Genomic DNA, 17,634 nt, shown 5'->3' on the forward strand with positions numbered 1-17,634 from the left:
ATAAAAATTAAAGGATTAGTAATTATCTCATCCTTTTACTGAACTCAAATACTAGGCCTTTGCTCTAGCTTCTAGCATCGCAACAGCGGGGAGTTTTTTACCTTCAACAAACTCAAGAAAAGCCCCACCACCAGTTGAAATATAAGAGATTTTATCTTCAATACCAAATAGATCTATTGCAGCTAATGTATCTCCACCACCAGCAATTGAAAAACCCTCGCTATCGGCAATTGCTTTTGCTACAATTTCAGTACCACGGCGGAAATTAGGAAATTCAAAAACACCCACTGGACCATTCCATAAAATGGTTTTAGCATTTTTAATAATACTTGCTAATACTTCTGCTGATTTATCACCTAAATCAAGAATTTGTTCATTTTCTTTAACATCTTTAACTGATTTTTCAGTCGCTGTTGCTGTTTCACTAAATTCTGTTGCAACACGAACATCAGTGGGAACTGGGATTTCACAGTTAGCCATTAATTTTTTAGCTTCTGAAATTAAGTCTGCTTCATAAAGAGACTTACCTACATTATAACCTTCAGCGGCAATAAAAGTATTAGCAATACCGCCACCGACAATAATTTGGTCAGCAATTTTTGATAAAGAATCAAGTACGGTTAATTTTGTTGATACTTTAGAACCAGCAACGATAGCAACCATTGGCCTTTCTGGATTATCTAATGCTTTACCTAACGCATCAAGTTCAGCTGCTAACAATGGACCAGCACAAGCCACTGGAGCAAATTTACCAGCACCATGAGTCGAAGCTTGAGCTCGGTGAGCTGTACCAAATGCATCCATTACATAAATATCACAAAGAGCAGCGTATTTTTTAGACAAAGTTTCATCATCTTTACCTTCGCCTACATTGAAACGAACGTTTTCAAGTACAACTAACTCGCCTTCTTTTACATCTACACCATTGAGGTAATCTTTTACTAAACGAACAGGGAATGACACATGTTCTTTTAAATAATCAACAACGGGTTGTAAAGAGAACTCTGGGTTATACTCACCTTCTTTTGGACGACCAATATGAGAGGTAACCATAACTTTAGCTCCCTTTTTAATGGCTTCTTCAATAGTAGGTAATGATGCTTTAATACGCGCATCGGAAGTTACCTTACCATTTTTAACAGGCACATTAAGATCTGAGCGAATAAATAATCTTTTTCCTTTTAGATCAAGATCTTGCATTCTAATAATAGACATGATACTTCCCCTTGTAAAATATAAAAAAATAAAACTTTTGTTATTCTAACATAAAAATTCTTTCTAAGTTATAGGCAATACTGTTCAAATAGTAAACATCAATAATAAATACAAAAACTACCAATCATATTTTTTTATGCGGCGCCATTGACAATGGAAAGAAATTAAGGCATATTCTGCCACCTTATTAATATATAATTTTTATCTAAACTTGGGAGTTGACTTTGGCTAATATCAAATCAGCTAAGAAACGCGCGGTTCAATCCGAAAAACGCCGTAAACATAATGCTAGTAACCGTTCAATGATGCGTACTTATATCAAGAAAGTTTACGCAGCTGTTGCAGCTGGTGATAAACAAACAGCTGAAGTGGCATTCAAAGACATGCAAGCAGTTGTTGACCGTCAAGCGGCTCGTGGCTTAATTCACAAAAATAAAGCTGCACGTCATAAAGCAAATTTAATCAAACAAATTAAAGCATTGGCTTAATACATTAATTTTTTAACTAACATAGTTAAAGAAATACGAAAAAAAGTGGTGTAAGCCACTTTTTTTATTTATATACTAGTTTTATTTTATACAATATTATTAAAAAAGAGAGTTTATTGTGGTTCAGCGTGATTATGTCAGGAAAAAGAGCCAATCAAAAAAAAATAAGTCACAAAACAAGCCTAATTTTATGATATTTTTGGCTATTATAATTATTATTTTATTTTCTGCTATTCTCTATTTTGTTGCAAATAATACACCTAAAAAAACCGCTGAACCGCCAAAAGCAAAAACTCAACCTCCTTCAATAACTTTACCTGAACAACCTCAAGAGCGTTGGACATACCTTAAGGAATTAGAAACCCCTAATGCTAATTATGGTTCCGCGTCAAGTTCAATTGCTAGTGAAAGAGAGCAAATCTTAAATAGCTTTGTCAATAATGCACGCACTGTAACGCCTTCTCAAAAAGAAGCAACAACGAAAAACCAAACATCAAATGTAACATCACAATCACAGCCAACACAAGCTATTACAAACAAATGGCTATTACAATGTGGTGCATTTAAAGATAAATTTAATGCTGATAAACTAAAAGCTAAGCTTGCAATGACTGGTGTTAGTGGCAATATTTCTTCAGGTCAATTATATCGAGTTACAGCTGGACCATATACCAGTAAAAAGGAAGCAGATAACGCATTAAATTTATTAAATATTAATGGAATTAATGGTTGTGTTATTTCTAACTAGAATATAAATAAGCCAATGAAATCAACGACGCAAATACAGATCTTTATAAAAATGTTATGGCATCGTGTTAATCACGACCAACTAACAACTTATTCTGCGGGACTTGCTTATACTACCATTCTAGCACTAGTTCCACTTATTACCGTTATTTTTTCTCTACTCTCAGCTTTTCCTATATTTAATGAAGTTAGCCATTTATTGAAACAACTAATCTATAAGAATCTTGTTCCTACAGCGAGCGACATCATCCAAAATTATTTAGAACAATTCATCTCCAATACAAAAAAAATGACTTTTATTGGTGTAATTGGTCTGATTGTTACATCACTGTTACTTATCAACTCAATTAATGCAGCGCTTAATCATATTTGGCAAACTAAACACAAACGTTCCTTTATGTACAATTTAACTATGTATTGGACGATACTAACCTTAGGTCCAATTTTAATTGGTTCTAGTATAGCAGTTAGCTCTTATATCTTTTCATTGAAATGGCTATCTACAGCAACAGCTGGCAATATACTACTTAATTGTTTACCATTTTTTATTTCTGTGGTTGGATTTTGGCTACTTTATAGCATTATCCCGACCGAATCTGTACCTTTAAAAGAATCGATGGTTGGAGCGTTTGTCGCTGCAGTTTTATTTGAAATAGGTAAACGCGCATTTGCTCTATATGTTACTTCGTTTCCAACATATCAACTCATTTACGGAGTAGTATCATCAATCCCCATTATGTTAGTTTGGATCTATTTTTCTTGGTGCATTGTCTTGTTTGGGGCCGAATTTGCAGCAACCTTAACTGACTATAACCGACAAAAAAAACATATAGTTAACAACCATTCTTTACCAGAGTAATTAAATTATGATCACCTTAATCCAACGAGTAAAACAAGCTAGTGTTACAGTAGACAATAATATCATTGGACAGATTAATCAGGGTTTACTGATTTTCCTCGGAGTTGAGCAAGATGATGACGAACAAAAAGCAATTCGTTTATGTGACAAAGTTTTAGGTTATCGTATTTTCAGCGATAATGAAGGAAAAATGAATTTAAATGTTAACCAAGCTAATGGCGAAGTATTAGTTGTTTCTCAATTTACCCTAGCTGCAGACACTAAAAAAGGAATGCGACCAAGCTTTACAAAAGGCGCTAACCCCGATGAAGCAAATAGGCTTTACCAGTTTTTTGTAGAACAATGCCAACAAAAAATAACAACTCAAACTGGCCAATTTGCAGCCGACATGCAAGTATCATTGATTAATGATGGTCCTGTAACATTCTGGTTGCAAGTCTAGTTATATAACTAAAATTACATTCAGATAATATTCCGCAAGTTTTACCAATTATTATTTAATATTTGGCATTGTAAGATCCAATTTAAATAGGTTATTGTTAAATAAATCTAGCAACAACCTAACAAAATTTGATTATAAGATGCGGCTAACCTTTATTAGTCATCAATTGTTAAATTTCGAGTAGTTAAATCAAATGGAGTTAACTGGTAAACATAATAGTTGAGCCAATTACTAAATAATAGGTAAGCGTGGCTACGCCATGTGGCTTTTGGTGTTAAATGAGGATTATTATCAGGAAAATAATTATATGGCATATCAGGATTAATACCTGCATTTAAGTCTCGATAATATTCATTTGCCAACGTTGAAGAATCATATTCAGGATGACCTGTTACAAACACCATTCGCTTATCAGCTGTAGCCATTAAATAAGGACCGGTAATATCAGACTCAGCTAAAATAGATAAATCGGTATATGTTTTTATTTTATCAATTGGAAAATCAGCATAACGAGAATGGGGAGCCCAAAAGGTATCATCAAAACCGCGTGTTAAAATCGCATTAGATTGCACAATATGATGCTGAAAAACACCCGATAACTTTTGCGTGCGAGTAAATTTTGGTAAATCATATAAGACATTCAAAGCAGCTTGAACACCCCAACAAACAAACATAGTTGAAGTAACATGATCCTTTGCCCAAGTAATAATTTCGGCTAACTTAGACCAATACACAACATCGGAAAAAGCCACTTTCCCTAGTGGGGCACCTGTTATAATTAACCCATCAAAATTTTGCTCACAAATATCATCAAAATCACAATAAAAACTATTTAAATGTTCAATTGGCGTATTTTTAGACTCTCGCTGATCAATACGTAATAATTGAATATCAACTTGTAAAGATGAATTAGAAAGTAAGCGCAAAAATTGGTTTTCTGTTTCGATTTTTTTAGGCATTAAATTTAAAAAAAGAAGCTTAAGAGGTCGAATTTCTTGGGTATTAGCACGCGATGACGTCATAACAAATACATTCTCATTACGTAATACATCAACCGCAGGTAATGAGTCAGGAATACAAATAGGCATAATAAAAACTCCTAAATCGATAAGTTATTTTTAAACATCAAATAGACGTCTAGAAATCCATATAGCTAAATATAGTATCTTTTAATTTATTTGTCGAGATTTTTTATTTAACAAAATCATCAGAATAATCAAATTACAAATTGACGAACATTCTAAAGAAATGTGTATTGCTTCATGCAAAAATCAAAATAACTCGAATAGAATTGTTGATTAAAAAGTACGAGTATCGGTACGCCAAGTATCTGCGGTAAGCGCTTCACCAAAATAGCTATTGATTAATTTTTGGGTAATATCACTCAGCGGTGAAGCTAATACTTCAGCAGTATTACCATATTCAACCAATTCGCCATTATGCATAACTAAAATTTCATCGCTGATATGTTTCATCATCCCAATATCTTGAGTTACATATACATAAGAGATATTTTGTTCAGCTTGTAACATCAGCATTAAATTAACAATTTGTGAACGCATCGAAATATCAAGTGCAGCTAATGCTTCATCTAAAATTATCACTTTGGGTTTTAAAATCAATGCTCGAGCTAATGCCACTCGCTGTTTTTGCCCCGCAGCCATCACCGAAGGATAATAAGAGGCATGTTCAGGTAACAATCCAACTTGCTTCAATACATCTCTAATTAACTTTTCGCGTTCATGAGCATCATAATTAACATTATACTTTAATGGGATTTCAAGCAATTGCCCAATACGTAATCTTGGATCAAATGAACTTTCTACATGCTGAAATATCATACGAATTAGTTGACAACGATAGCTATAATCGCCGTATTGAACTTTATTACCGTCAATCCAGATATCTCCACTATCAGGCTTTATCATACCAACTAACATTTTTGCGAGTGTCGATTTGCCAGAGCCATTTTTTCCGATAATTGCAAGCGTTTTACCTTCATTAAGAGAAAACGATAATGGCTTCACTGCATTAATGTATAAATGCCCCAGAAAACCTTTAGGAATTTTAAATTGCTTAGATAAGTTACGCACTCTTAATATTGGATTCATCGTATATTCCTATTATTTATGGCTACTCATCTGTATTTAACGGAAAATGACAGGCTACGAAATGATCTTTTATCGGTATCAATTCTGGAGCCAAAATACATTTTTTCTGGGCATATGGACAACGAGGCCCTAATCGACAACCTATTGGTAGGTGTTCTAATGATGGAATCACTCCAGGCAAAGTATTTAAAGGACTTTTATGCGGCATAGCTTTACCAAAATCAGGAATTGCATAAATTAGCGCCTGAGTATAAGGATGATAAGGCGATTTAATTAAATCTTTACTATCAGCGACTTCAACTGTCTGTCCACAATATAAAACATTGATACGATCAGTCCATCTGGTAACCATTTGCAGATCATGACTAATAAATAAGATAGTGGTACCCACATTTTGATTCATACTAGCTAGCAACCTAAAAATTTGTGCTTCAGTAGTTGCTTCCATCGCATTTGTCGGCTCATCAGCAATAAGTAGCTTAGGCTGATTAGCTAACGCAATTGCAATCATGACTTTTTGACATTCACCTTCAGTCAATTCAAACGGATAAGATTTTAATATCTCCTTATGATTCTTAATTCCTACCCGATGCAATAACTCAATCGCTCGATGTTTACGCCAAAATAACCTTTGCCACCAATGCCCCTTAAATGTCCTTCTTGGAATTGCACTAATTAATTGTTGTCCTACTTTCATGGAAGGATCTAAGCAAGATTGTGGTTCTTGGAATATCATCGATATATTGGCACTAATGACTTTTCGGCGCTGTCTAGGAGTGAGTTTAAGTAAATCAATGTCATTAAAATAAAATCGATCAGCTGAAATCTTCCAATTATGATTAGTCACACCTAAAATAGCTTTAGCGATAAGGCTTTTTCCTGATCCTGACTCACCAACTAAACCTCGAATTTCACCTTCTGACAACTTTAAATTTACGCGATCAATTGCGCGCAAAAGACCATCTGGTGTAATAAACTCAATGGTTAAATTACGAATATCTAATAATGCCATAATTAAGTTCCTGCTCGACGGCCATATAATCCAAAATTGAATAAATAAACCAAAATAATTGTAGCAGAAACTGCAATTCCCGGAGATAAAAAGGCTAAATAATTAGTTGCAATGATATCTTTCATTTGAAACATCATCATACCTAAATCTGGTCGAGAAATATCATTTGCAAAACCTAAAAAAGTTATGGTAGTAATAGCTAAAATAATCGAACCAAATAGCGAAACAATTTCAGTCAAATAAATAGGTAAAATATTAGGTAAAATATAATGATTAAAAATTGCCAAGGAAGATAAACCATCAAGCCTATAGGCCGTAATATACGTTTTATTCCATTCATTGATAGCACGCTGATGAATATTATAAATAAAGCGTGGCGTATAAGATAACCCTATTATCAATAAAATATTAGTAATGTCATCTTCTAATAATAAGCTAATCACAATCACACCAAGTAACGGTGGTACTACCATAAAAAATTTAAAAACAAATAATATAAAAGGGCGCATAAATGATATAAAAAACATTAAGTAATTAATTAGCCCACCAATGACAGCCACATAAAAAACCGCCTTTAATGTCATTGACATGGTTGAACGATAACCAATTAACAAATAACCAAAAATATCTTGTCCTTTAGCATTTGTACCTAATATATGATTAATATCACCATTAGACCACCAAGCAGGTGGTAATGAAGTTGGGTAAATAGGGTTTAAATGAGCATGAAAGAACCATTTGGTTGATAATGCCACAAATGAGATCGCTAATATGCCATAAAAGCCAACAATTAAGTAAAGATTGCTATGCAACCGATTAAAGCTTAAATTAACATTTTTAAGCAATCTTGCTTGCCTAGACATAATGTTCCTTATGACGTAAAGGATAAATAACTACCGCTGAAATTTCGCCCAATAACGTTAACAAACTGATGACAGTGCCACAGGCTAAAATGGCAATAGAAATAACAAAATAATTATGATGATGATAAGCAAGCATCACCCATTGCCCTAATCCTACTCGATTAAATAAAATTTCAATTACCATAGTTGAAAAAAGTAGTGTTGTCGTATTATAAGTCAGCTGTGGAATAGTCGCGGGAATGGAATTAGGTAATAAATGGCGGCGTAAAATTTTGAACGGCGAGCGCTCACGAATAATTGCCATTTTAATAAAATTCTGTCGTGATATATTTCTTACATTCTGGCTAACAAGTTGAATAGTCATAATGCTTGGTTGAATAGCTAAAATAATGATTGGCAAAAACAAATAGTGAAGTTGACCCAATATCATATGCCATTTACCTATTTTTGATGAAATCAAAAGATCCAATAACGAAGTTCCAGCTATTGATGGCGATACATCAAAATTTATCGATATCAACCAAGTTGGCGATAACCAATACATAACGATAATAACAACCATAACTATAGGGCAAGAATACAATGATAAAGATCCTAAACGGATAATATTATTTAACCAATGAATATTACTAAGTCCAAGAAAAATTCCCAATGGCAATCCAATCAGTAAAGCAACGAATAAAGCGAGAATACACAGTTCAAATGTAGCCAATAATATATGGAAAAACGGTACTGCTTCTCCAGTTAACAATCTGAATTGACCTTGCGGTAACTGTTTAAAAAAAGCACTGTAGGCATCCAAAAAGCTTAAATTATTAATATTAAATGTTGAGTGAGGGCTAAAATAAACTAAACAAAAACTGATCTGAGCTAATACGCAGATAATAAACAAAAACGTTACTATTTTTTTGAAAATATAGATAATCATTGTTTATCTTTATCGCTATTATAATTAATTAAAACACGGCGACATAAACACACTACCGTGTTTTAATCTATTTTTATTGATTGTCCGGTATTACTGGTTTACTTGCTGCAGCATAAGCATGATCCTGAGCACTTAAACCACCAGCATTACCTTTACCTTCAAAATGATAGTCCAATTCTTCACGCGATTTTATTCCGACATCAGAAGTCACATATTCTGGTGCAGGAGCTTTAGTCATCGCTGAAGAAGAATAACCTATTGAGTGTAAATCATTGCTTACCAGATCAATATAATTACCATTTTGCTCACTAACGTTAAAATCCTCTTGAGCACTTACAAATAACGGAGCTTTTGATACCTCATCAACATTAGCAGTATCAGTACTATTTACATCTTCCTCATTTTTAACAATAACAGGAAGTAAAAGCGATGGAATGACAGGTACCACATTATTTTGCTCTTCATTAGTTATTTGACTGTAATCAACAACAACGCGACCTAAAGCTAATTCCAATGATGCTGCGGCAAACGGTAATGGCATTGGAGACTGTTTTAGTTCTACATTACGAACACGACGTTTATTACGTTGGCCATTCATTCGTAAATGTCTTGAAGTACGACGCTGACGTTTCGGTTGAATTTCTGATACAATATTGTCCTCAGCTGATTCTGAAACAATAATAGGTAATAATAAAGAAGGAATAACAACTCGTTCTAGTTCAGTTTGCACCATAGCCATGGCATTACTATTTTTCACACGAACACTTTTAGTTAATGTTCGTTGTTGACGCCTTGGCTTAGCTTCACGCAGTTTTGGTTGTACCTCTTCATCGACAACCCTATCTGCCTTAAGATTATTTTCGGGGGTTACTAAATTAGTATTTGAATTACTATTTTGTTTAGCTCTGCGATTATTATTTCGACTTGATTCTTTAACCTCATTAGTATTGCCTACGGCAACAACATTACCATTATTAGCTGCATTGTTATTTCGGTTATTACGTTGACGTCGATTGTTTGAACGTTGATTATCCCGTCTTTTGGTCGATCTTGTTTTAACTTCTGGCTGAGGTTCTACTTTTTCAGTAACAAACAGTTTACGTAATTTACCAAATAACCCACTAAACAGACCATCTGATTTTTTAGTTTTTAACTCTACCTTTTCTTTTGGTGTTGCACATGCTTCAACTTTAGGACCTGATAATACAGCTTGTTCAACAATAACTTCAACAGCTTGTTGCTCTTCTTCCTCTTCCTCAAGTTCACGAATCAATTTTGGAAGATTATAGCTCAGCACATCTGTTTCTTCTCCTCTACGCTTACGAATCACCTTATACAATGGGGTTTCCATCTCTTCATCGCCAGCAATCACAATTTTGACATCAGGATGCATGCTTTCAATATTTGTGATAGCACGACGTTTTTCGTTGAGTAAATAGCTTGCTATTGGCACAGGAACAATGACATCGATTTGTACTGTATTATCTTTCATTGCTTCTTCTTGAATCAATCGAAGAATAGATAAAGACAATGAATTATTGTCCCGAACTGTACCTGTACCTTGACAACGAGGACAAATATGATGCGTTGCTTCACGTAATGATGGGCTTAAACGTTGGCGCGACATTTCAAGTAGACCAAAGCGTGAAATTCGCGTAGTTTGAATTCGTGCACGATCGGTTTTCATCGCTTCTTTTAAGCGATTTTCTACCTCTCGCTGATTGCGGACCGGTGTCATATCAATAAAATCGATAACAATCAAACCACCTAAATCGCGTAAACGTAGTTGACGAGCTATTTCTTCGGCTGCTTCAAGGTTAGTATTAAATGCTGTTTCTTCAATATCACTACCACGAATGGATTTAGCCGAGTTAATATCGATTGCTGTAAGCGCTTCTGTGGCATCAATAACAATTGAACCACCAGAAGGTAAGCGAACTTCTCGCTGAAATGCCGACTCAATCTGCCCCTCAATTTGGAAATGATTAAATAATGGCACATCACCCTCATAAAGCTTTAAGCGACTGATATACTCAACACGTCCCAAATCAGCTAAACGTTTTTTAGCAATCTCAAGTACTTTAGAATTATCAATTAAAATATCACCAACATCATCACGCAAATAATCACGAAACGCGCGAGTAATGATATCACTTTCTTTATGAATCAAACTTGGTGCAGGATGTTTTTTTGCTTCGTTTTGAATTGCTGTCCAATAGTTAACTAATGCATCTAAATCTTGTTGCAACTCCTCTTGGCTTTTACCAACGCCCGCCGTTCTAGCTATAACGCCCATACCTTTTGGCTTTTCAATTGCATCAATAATACGTTTAAGATCTGCTCTTTCCTCACCTTCTATACGGCGTGAAACACCACCAGCACGAGGATCATTAGGCATCAATACCAAATAGCTACCAGCTAAACTAATATAGGTAGTTAAAGCCGCACCTTTTTTGCCACGAATCTCTTTTTCAATTTGGATAAGGACTTCTTGACCTTCCTGTAGATGTTTAATACTACGACGACCAGAAATATTAGATGGGAAATAGCTTTCAGCAATCTCTTTTAAAGGTAAGAAACCATCACGCTCACCACCATACGAAACAAAAGCGGCTTCTAAACTTGGATTAATTTTAGTGATTTTACCTTTATAAATATTCGCTTTCTTTTGTTCATGCCCAAGGCTTTCGATATCTAAATCATACAATCGTTGACCATCAACAAGCGCAACTCGCAGCTCTTCTTGCTGGGTTGCATTGATTAGCATTCTTTTCATTATTCTACACTCTTGATTAATCTTAATTAACAGTTAGGTAGAATCTTATTATTGATAAGTGATTATTTTAACAATGATGAATAATGGTACTTAACTAAATATTGGTATACAGCATTCATTATTTTATTTCTGTTATTTTTGTTATTATTTTATGTGAACCTGACACCGCTTACACAACATTAATATAATACATTAAGCAAAATGCTAAATTAAAAGCACTAAATACTTTAAAAAAACCTAATTATATAATTTATCGACACTATTAATGTAGATAATTTGCAAACCTTTGTGTCTTACCGGCTTTAGCAAATAAACTAAATCTTTATGCAATTGTTTAAAATAAACATATTATCTAATTATAATGATTCTACTTACGCTATTTTATTTTTACAAACTGTAATGTCTAACGCCATTGCTGCATTACAAGGATAAAATTATCCGCCACTATTATTAACGTTTCAGTCAAGGATAGCAAGTAAATTAAACTGACTATTTTACAATCAGTTAAAAATTCATTTTTGACTACATTCAACTAGCTTTAACCACAAGATAAATAAATTATTTAATTTGCTTAAATTTTTATATTAAAACACCTAGTTACCGGAAACTTTTTTATAAAATTTTTTTACTAATTATTTCATTACTTAAAAATAAAACGCCGATGTAATTATGCATAACAAATCCTAATCAGTATAATTACAATAAAATGACATTATAATTTAAATATAGGATATATCTGTTTATGAACTCTGCCAATAAAATTGCCTTACTTAATTTTACTACTCGTTGGATTGAGCAATTCAAATACGCACCACAAAGCGAAGAACTACATGCCATCCCCTCGCCTTGTATTTTAAAAACTGACCATCTCACGGTATTTTGGCAACCATTCTTATTAGAACCGCCAAGAGATCTCTCGATTGTTGAACAAGTTATTGGTATCATTTTACATCCATCTGCTCACATTTTTTATGGTACACAATATGCAGGCAATATGACGGCTAAATTTACCGACACACATTTAACCTTAATTCAAGCATGGAACGATGATGACTTTTCAACTTTAGAACAAAATTTAATAGCTCATTTATCCCAACAAAAAAGATTAAAACGAACACCAACCATTTTTATAGCTACAACGGATGACAGCACAAAAATAATTTCATTAAACAATTTAACGGGCGAAATAGTAAAAGAGGACTTAATTACAGGAGAACTAACGACATTAACTAATGATTTGATTTCATTTTTTAATCAACTTACAGTTTTTCAGTAACTATAAGAAAGTTAAAAATGTTTACAAAAATCTATTTTTTCGTATACCTATTTGAAATTGTAACTTACAAAATAATGTGTATATAATGCAGTAATAATAATCAATTAAATAGGTGGATTATGTTTGAAAATTTGACAGCAGCGCCAACCGATCCCATTTTAGGGCTAGCTGACCTTTATAATAAAGATGAACGCACCAATAAAATTAACTTAAGCGTCGGTATTTATAAAGATGATACGACAAAAACCCCTATTTTAGAAAGTGTAAAAAAAGCAGAGCATTTGTTACTAAATGACGAAATCACCAAAAGTTATTTCCCTATTGACGGTCTAAAATCTTTCAATATCGCAACGCAAATTTTGCTTTTTGGTAGTGAAAATGAACGAGCAAGAACTGCACAATCCCCCGGAGGAACAGGGGCTTTACGCATTATGGCAGACTTTTTAGCTCGTCGAACCAAAATAAAACGAGTTTGGGTAAGTAATCCAACTTGGCCAAATCATCGTAGTGTATTCCAAATGGCAGGCCTTGAAGTACGCGAATACTATTATTACAGTGCACAAACGCACACTCTTGATTTTGATGCTATGATGAGTAGCTTAAATCAAGTTGCCGCTGGCGAAGCGGTATTATTCCATGGATGTTGTCATAACCCAACGGGTATCGATCCAACTCCAGAACAATGGCAAGCTATATCGGATCTTGCCTTAGAAAATGGTTGGTTACCACTGTTTGATTTAGCTTATCAAGGCTTTGGACAAGGTATAGAAGAAGATGTTTATGGGTTACGGTTATTTGCCAATAATCATCCAGAACTACTTATTGCAAGTTCATACTCTAAAAATTTCGGTTTATATAACGAACGAGTGGGAGCATTTACATTAATTGCGGCAAATGCTGAAATTGCCGATCGAGCCTTTAGTCAAGTTAAAACAATTATTCGAGCTAATTACTCAAACCCTCCTGCCCATGGAGCTAAAATCGTCTCTTATATATTAAACAATGAAGAATTAAAAGAAGAGTGGATCGATGAATTAACAAGTATGCGTCAACGTATTCACCGCATGCGACAACTATTTGTAAAAACCTTACAAGACAAAGGTGCAAATCAAGATTTTAGTTTTATTGCCAAACAAAATGGCATGTTTTCGTTCAGTGGCTTGAACGAAGAACAAGTGCTAAAATTACGTAATGATTATGGCATCTACATCGTAAACTCAGGACGTATCAACGTGGCTGGTATGACATTAGATAACATGTCCAGACTTTGCGAATCAATTGTTGAAGTACTATAGAAATTTTAATAATAAACAGTCATAACAATAGAAACGCTCAATTAAAGGGTGTTTCTATTTACTCCTCCTTTAAATTTAATATGTTTTTTACTATAAAAAAATATGCTTAGCTTTGGCATACATATCCTTATTAATCAAAAAGTATCCTAATGATTACTTACACCTCCTCCCTCTCTTATTAATATCTTATTCCATTTGATTATATCAATAGAAAAACAGATTATTAGACGATACTCCAATAATTACTAATAATTATTTAGTAGGATAGTAACAATTATTGAGGATAGTTTGGTGGTGTCACATATTTTAGATTTTTTAATTTTGGGCAATAACTTTGGTACTAATGAAATGAGAGCAATTTGGTCAGAGACAAATCGCTTGCAAAAACAGGTGGATGTCGAAGTTGCTTTAGCTAAAGCGGAAGGTAAGTTAGGTGTTATTCCAATTGAATCAGCCAATTCAATCATTTCCAAAGCCGATGCTTCTAAATTATCAATTGAACAAATTGCCGAAGAAGCAGCTAAAGCCAAACATTCATTAATGTCAACAATTAATGCACTGCAAAAACAAGTCGGTGATGCAGGTCAATATATTCATTACGGCGCAACCACACAAGATATCGTCGATACTGCAACTGTTTTACAATTAAAACAAGCTTTTACTGTAATTGAACGTGATAGCAAACTAGTGGCACTAGAACTAAAACGTTTAGCCAAAAAGTATCAGTATTTACCCATGGTTGGACGAACCCATGGCATGCAGGCACTCCCCACAACCTTTGGTTTTAAACTTGCCGTATGGTTAGATGAATTTATTCGGCACTTACAACGTTTAAGTGAAATCAAACAACGAGTATTAGTCGGTAATATTAGTGGTGCAATTTGTACTTATGCCTCAATGGGCAAGTTAGGACCACAAATTGAAACTCGTGCTTTAACAATACTGGGACTTAATATCCCTAATATCGGTTGGCAAGCAGCTCGTGACCGTTTTTCTGAATATGCATCAGTCATTGCGCTAATTAGTGGCACATTAGGTAAAATAGGCAATGAATTTTACAACTTAATGCGTACCGAAATTAACGAAGTTGAAGAACCGTTCTCGGAAGGAAAAATAGGCTCAACTACCATGCCACATAAACGCAACCCAGCGGCATTAGAAGGTTTAGCCAGTTTGACAGCTCCACTTTTAAAAAGCGTCGCGTTAATTCACGAATCAATGAAAGTTGAACATGAGCGCGATGCCATGAGTTGGCGAGCCGAATGGATCGCACTACCAGAAATTAATCTCTATATTTCAGCGCAATTACACACAGCACTTGCAGTACTTAAAGGACTTAAAGTCAATGCTGACAAAATGTTGACCAATTTATCACTACAAAATGGTTTACTACTATCTGAAAAAGTGATGTTTGAAATCGGCAAACGATTAGGTAAACAAACTGCACATAATTTAGTTTACCAAAGCGCCATGAAAGCATTTGAACAAAATCGACCATTTAAAGATATATTATTAGAAGAACCACGTTTAAATAAAGAATTCACCGAATCCGAACTTGATGCTTGGTTAGATCCAATTAGCTATATTGGCTCTGCACCGGAAAAAGTAGCACAAGTTATTCAATATGCTGAACAGTGTGGAGTATTAGCATGAGCTTTCGCTTAATCACTCATAAAGACATTCCGGCTTATCAGGCGCTATTGCATAGTGCTTATCAAACTACCACTCAATTAGGCATCCATTTTGCCGCAGCAACAGTCACGCAATCACAAATTGCTGACCATATTAATTCGAATGCCGTGTATCTATTAGAAAAAGAAGGTGATCTACTATCAACCTTAAGTATTCGCTTTCCGTGGGGCAATAACCCTGGACCTTATGGGTTACCACATTTAGGTTGGTTTGCAACAGCGCCACAATATAAAGGCAAAGGTTATGGTAATACATTATGGAATTTTGTTGAACAGCAAATTCTAATTAACCAACTAAAATTACCTGCTGTCACGTTAGGCACTGCTGCAAATCATCCATGGCTTGCCCAAACTTATATTAATAGAGGCTATAAAAAAATAGGGGAAGCTAATTTAACACTCGATCATACCACGCTTTATTTTGAAAAAATCTTAAATCATAAAAACTATACCGAATGGAAAAAAGGAGTAATAAACAATGAAAAAAATAAGCAAGTTACTGTCCGCTCTTTTATTAACTAGCCTAGCCTTAATTGGTTGTGATAATAAATCCAATCACCAAGTAACAGAGCAAAATGTCATTAAAGTGGGCTCCACAGGACAAAGCTATCCAAACGGTTATAAACAAGATGGCAATTTAGTCGGATTTGATGTTGAAGTTACTGAAGCAATTGCTAACGAATTAGGCTATAAAGTCGAATGGATCATTGCTGAATTTGGTGGCTTGATGGGGCAATTTGATTCAGGGCGTTTAGATACTATTGCCAATGCAGTTGCGGTTACAGTTGCTCGTCAAGCCAAATATGATTTTTCCAATACCTATAGCCTTTACGGTAGCCAAGTTGTTACCCACAAAGATAACAACGATATCAAGCAATTATCTGATTTTAAAGGTAAAACCATTGCTGGTGTGCTAGGCTCAAATCATATAAACAATCTAAAAAAAGCCTTTCCTAACAACGAAATAACAATCAAAACCTATGAAACACGAGATGGTGCAATGTATGACACGGAGTATCGACGAGTTGATGGTTATGTCAATTCTAAGCCAATATTACTGGCTGAAATTAAGCGTAAAAACCTACCGTTTAAATTAGTAGGTGAGCCAATTACTATTGAGCAAGTTGCTTTTCCATTTAGTAAAGATGAAAAAGGTCAAGCACTACGTGAAAAATTCAATCAAGCCATCGAAAAGTTACGCACCAATGGCACATTGAAAAACCTTGCAATTAAATATTTTGGTGAAGATATTACCCTATGAATTTTAATGTAAACTATTTTTTAAGTGTGTTTCCGCAGATATTACCTTATCTGCCAGTTACACTTTTTATTACCATCATATCGATTATGTTTGCCATTATATTTGGACTTGCGATTGCACTATTACGTAGCAATAAAATAATCATTATCGATTCGTTTTTTGCACTGTTTATTTCACTGTTTCGAGGAATACCTTCTGTTGTTTTACTGTTTATTATTTATTACGGATTACCACAAATTTTTCCTATTTTAAAACAAATGGGCGCTACAACAGCAGCCATTATCTGCTTCAGTTTAAAATATTCGTCCTATTTAGCTGAAATTTTCCGAGCAAGTTTAAAGTCCGTTGATCAGGGTCAGAAAGAGGCAGGAATAACCGTTGGTTTAAGTAAAATACAAGTTTATCGGGGTATTATACTACCACAAGCTATGGTCAATGCTCTACCAAACGCCGGTAATATGTTCATTTCATTACTTAAAGATTCATCTGTTGCCTTTTTTGTTGGCGTGCAAGAACTATTAGCATCGGGGAAAATGTTAACTGCTAACTCATTCCTCTACTTCGAAACCTATCTAGCTGTAGGTATTGTTTACTGGCTAACTGTTGTTGTCTATTCTTGGATACAAAAACAATTAGAGCAAAAGCTCAGTATACCTTATCATCGTTAAGG

The 17,634-nt window shown here is 34.4% G+C and carries 17 protein-coding genes; 10 read left to right on the forward strand and 7 right to left on the reverse strand.

The features are described from left to right. Nucleotides 1-51: 51 nt before the first annotated feature. Entirely contained in the window at nt 52-1,215 is a 1,164-nt protein-coding gene (gene pgk, locus A9G43_RS02925) for a phosphoglycerate kinase (RefSeq protein WP_065606480.1), read from the reverse strand. 224 nt (nt 1,216-1,439) lie between these two features. Here pgk and rpsT point away from each other — a divergent pair, with 224 nt between their 5' ends. From rpsT to dtd, 4 genes are all read left to right on the forward strand, one after another. Then, entirely contained in the window at nt 1,440-1,703 is a 264-nt protein-coding gene (rpsT, locus tag A9G43_RS02930) for a 30S ribosomal protein S20 (protein WP_025316521.1), read from the forward strand. Nucleotides 1,704-1,902: 199 nt separating this feature from the next. Further along, nucleotides 1,903-2,451 carry an SPOR domain-containing protein gene (locus A9G43_RS02935; RefSeq protein WP_176701687.1) on the forward strand — a complete coding sequence of 183 codons (549 nt, stop codon included), beginning with the start codon at nt 1,903-1,905 and terminating at the stop codon, nt 2,449-2,451. A gap of 15 nt (nt 2,452-2,466) precedes the next feature. Next, the gene (locus A9G43_RS02940; protein WP_065606484.1) at nt 2,467-3,309 is read left to right on the forward strand and encodes a virulence factor BrkB family protein; all 843 of its coding nucleotides are present in this window, start codon (nt 2,467-2,469) and stop codon (nt 3,307-3,309) included. Between the two features lie 7 nt (nt 3,310-3,316). Further along, nucleotides 3,317-3,751 (forward strand): D-aminoacyl-tRNA deacylase, encoded by a 435-nt coding sequence (gene dtd, locus A9G43_RS02945; RefSeq protein WP_065606486.1) that lies wholly within the window; start codon nt 3,317-3,319, stop codon nt 3,749-3,751. A 155-nt stretch (nt 3,752-3,906) separates the two neighbouring features. On the opposite strand, the gene metA is transcribed toward dtd, so the two are convergent. The 6 genes from metA to rne form a co-directional block, all read right to left on the reverse strand. Continuing rightward, nucleotides 3,907-4,839, reverse strand: coding sequence for a homoserine O-acetyltransferase MetA (gene metA / locus A9G43_RS02950; protein WP_065606488.1), 933 nt, complete (start codon nt 4,837-4,839; stop codon nt 3,907-3,909). 210 nt (nt 4,840-5,049) lie between these two features. Beyond that, nucleotides 5,050-5,862, reverse strand: coding sequence for a peptide ABC transporter ATP-binding protein (locus A9G43_RS02955; RefSeq protein ID WP_065606490.1), 813 nt, complete (start codon nt 5,860-5,862; stop codon nt 5,050-5,052). Nucleotides 5,863-5,884: 22 nt separating this feature from the next. Further along, nucleotides 5,885-6,874: a peptide ABC transporter ATP-binding protein gene (locus A9G43_RS02960; RefSeq protein ID WP_065589644.1), complete on the reverse strand. Its 990-nt coding sequence runs from the start codon at nt 6,872-6,874 to the stop codon at nt 5,885-5,887. A gap of 2 nt (nt 6,875-6,876) precedes the next feature. Then, entirely contained in the window at nt 6,877-7,737 is an 861-nt protein-coding gene (locus A9G43_RS02965; RefSeq protein ID WP_065606492.1) for an ABC transporter permease subunit, read from the reverse strand. Then, nucleotides 7,730-8,665 (reverse strand): ABC transporter permease subunit, encoded by a 936-nt coding sequence (locus tag A9G43_RS02970; protein WP_065606494.1) that lies wholly within the window; start codon nt 8,663-8,665, stop codon nt 7,730-7,732. Before A9G43_RS02970 ends, A9G43_RS02965 begins: the two co-directional genes overlap by 8 nt. A gap of 73 nt (nt 8,666-8,738) precedes the next feature. Beyond that, nucleotides 8,739-11,441, reverse strand: coding sequence for a ribonuclease E (rne, locus tag A9G43_RS02975; RefSeq protein ID WP_065606496.1), 2,703 nt, complete (start codon nt 11,439-11,441; stop codon nt 8,739-8,741). A gap of 742 nt (nt 11,442-12,183) precedes the next feature. Between rne and syd the strand changes: the two genes are divergently transcribed. The 6 genes from syd (at nt 12,184) to A9G43_RS03005 (ending at nt 17,632) form a co-directional block, all read left to right on the forward strand. Further along, nucleotides 12,184-12,717 carry a SecY-interacting protein gene (gene syd, locus A9G43_RS02980; RefSeq protein WP_065606498.1) on the forward strand — a complete coding sequence of 178 codons (534 nt, stop codon included), beginning with the start codon at nt 12,184-12,186 and terminating at the stop codon, nt 12,715-12,717. Nucleotides 12,718-12,836: 119 nt separating this feature from the next. Next, on the forward strand, nt 12,837-14,012 hold the full coding sequence (locus tag A9G43_RS02985; protein WP_065606500.1) for an amino acid aminotransferase: 1,176 nt from the start codon (nt 12,837-12,839) through the stop codon (nt 14,010-14,012). 291 nt (nt 14,013-14,303) lie between these two features. After that, nucleotides 14,304-15,665: an adenylosuccinate lyase gene (purB, locus tag A9G43_RS02990; protein WP_065606502.1), complete on the forward strand. Its 1,362-nt coding sequence runs from the start codon at nt 14,304-14,306 to the stop codon at nt 15,663-15,665. Beyond that, nucleotides 15,662-16,225, forward strand: coding sequence for a GNAT family N-acetyltransferase (locus tag A9G43_RS02995; protein ID WP_081298002.1), 564 nt, complete (start codon nt 15,662-15,664; stop codon nt 16,223-16,225). The genes purB and A9G43_RS02995 overlap by 4 nt, the downstream gene beginning before the upstream one ends. Further along, complete coding sequence (locus A9G43_RS03000) at nt 16,182-16,964, forward strand: amino acid ABC transporter substrate-binding protein (RefSeq protein WP_065606504.1); 783 nt, start codon at nt 16,182-16,184, stop codon at nt 16,962-16,964. Before A9G43_RS02995 ends, A9G43_RS03000 begins: the two co-directional genes overlap by 44 nt. After that, nucleotides 16,961-17,632, forward strand: a complete 672-nt coding sequence (locus tag A9G43_RS03005; RefSeq protein ID WP_065606506.1) for an amino acid ABC transporter permease — start codon at nt 16,961-16,963, stop codon at nt 17,630-17,632. The genes A9G43_RS03000 and A9G43_RS03005 overlap by 4 nt, the downstream gene beginning before the upstream one ends. Nucleotides 17,633-17,634: the final 2 nt, after the last annotated feature.

Origin of the sequence: Gilliamella sp. Occ3-1 (genome assembly GCF_001690655.1) — a bacterium.
Classification (GTDB): domain Bacteria; phylum Pseudomonadota; class Gammaproteobacteria; order Enterobacterales; family Orbaceae; genus Gilliamella; species Gilliamella apicola_P.

Bases quoted from the DNA above. Each gene is read 5' to 3' on its own strand.
- A9G43_RS02965 (WP_065606492.1), bottom strand. From the start codon at position 7,737: ATGTCTAGGCAAGCAAGATTGCTTAAAAATGTTAATTTAAGCTTTAAT.
- dtd (WP_065606486.1), top strand. From the start codon at position 3,317: ATGATCACCTTAATCCAACGAGTAAAACAAGCTAGTGTTACAGTAGAC.
- A9G43_RS02960 (WP_065589644.1), bottom strand. From the start codon at position 6,874: ATGGCATTATTAGATATTCGTAATTTAACCATTGAGTTTATTACACCA.
- A9G43_RS02955 (WP_065606490.1), bottom strand. From the start codon at position 5,862: ATGAATCCAATATTAAGAGTGCGTAACTTATCTAAGCAATTTAAAATT.
- metA (WP_065606488.1), bottom strand. From the start codon at position 4,839: ATGCCTATTTGTATTCCTGACTCATTACCTGCGGTTGATGTATTACGT.
- rne (WP_065606496.1), bottom strand. From the start codon at position 11,441: ATGAAAAGAATGCTAATCAATGCAACCCAGCAAGAAGAGCTGCGAGTT.
- A9G43_RS02970 (WP_065606494.1), bottom strand. From the start codon at position 8,665: ATGATTATCTATATTTTCAAAAAAATAGTAACGTTTTTGTTTATTATC.
- A9G43_RS02985 (WP_065606500.1), top strand. From the start codon at position 12,837: ATGTTTGAAAATTTGACAGCAGCGCCAACCGATCCCATTTTAGGGCTA.
- A9G43_RS02940 (WP_065606484.1), top strand. From the start codon at position 2,467: ATGAAATCAACGACGCAAATACAGATCTTTATAAAAATGTTATGGCAT.
- A9G43_RS03000 (WP_065606504.1), top strand. From the start codon at position 16,182: ATGAAAAAAATAAGCAAGTTACTGTCCGCTCTTTTATTAACTAGCCTA.
- A9G43_RS02995 (WP_081298002.1), top strand. From the start codon at position 15,662: ATGAGCTTTCGCTTAATCACTCATAAAGACATTCCGGCTTATCAGGCG.
- pgk (WP_065606480.1), bottom strand. From the start codon at position 1,215: ATGTCTATTATTAGAATGCAAGATCTTGATCTAAAAGGAAAAAGATTA.
- A9G43_RS03005 (WP_065606506.1), top strand. From the start codon at position 16,961: ATGAATTTTAATGTAAACTATTTTTTAAGTGTGTTTCCGCAGATATTA.
- syd (WP_065606498.1), top strand. From the start codon at position 12,184: ATGAACTCTGCCAATAAAATTGCCTTACTTAATTTTACTACTCGTTGG.